The organism is Brevibacillus sp. B_LB10_24, assembly GCF_046036945.1.
GTDB lineage: Bacteria > Bacillota > Bacilli > Brevibacillales > Brevibacillaceae > Brevibacillus_C.
The window spans coordinates 1-685 of sequence record NZ_JBJQOQ010000084.1 but is presented as its reverse complement, the minus strand read 5'-3'; the positions used below and the strand labels follow the sequence as shown (position 1 = coordinate 685).

The window sequence follows — 685 nt, the reverse complement described above, 5'->3', positions numbered from 1 at the left end:
TGAACTGTGACCTTAAATGTAGACAGTTTAAAAAAAGTCCTGCTAGGCAATTAAAAGATGGCTTCTGAATTCATCAGGAGTCATCTTTTTTAATGACCATTGGTAGCGCCCCGAATTGTAATACGTGATATAGTCGTCGATTTGGGCCCTTAACTCTTGTATCGTCTGGCACTCCTTGTAATCCAGATCATCCTTCATATGTCCAAAAAACGATTCCATCGAAGCATTATCCCAGCAGTTTCCCTTGCGGGACATTGACTGCTTGAAACCTGCTTCCCTAACGAGGAGACGGAATCTAGGATGTGTATAGTGCATGCCTTGATCAGAGTGAAGAATGGCATCTGGATGAATATTGCCATCAAGTCGTTCAAGGAGATTCTCTAGTGTACGCTCCACCAATGAAAGCTCTAAGGAAGAGGAAAGATAGTGGGCTAGAATCTGTTTTGTCGTTCCATCTTTGATTACCGAGAGGTAAGCACATTGTCCATTACCGTAGTGCATGTAGGTAATATCCGTGAGTAGTACTTTCTCTGGCTCGCCTTGGTCAAACTGGCGATTTAACAGATTAGGGCATGTCTGGTGCTCTTGTGTAGCTTTCGCCATTTTGCGATAGGGATTGGCTCGTCGGATCGTAGCTGTAAGTTTATATTTACGCATTAATCGACGAATCTTTTTGTGGTTCATA

At 42.9% G+C, this 685-nt stretch carries 1 protein-coding gene; it reads right to left on the bottom strand.

What is annotated here, in order from left to right; genetic code table 11:
* Nucleotides 1-42: 42 nt before the first annotated feature.
* The coding region (locus ACI7RC_RS27770; RefSeq protein WP_408111388.1) for an IS3 family transposase at nt 43-685 on the bottom strand (643 nt) is incomplete at its 5' end.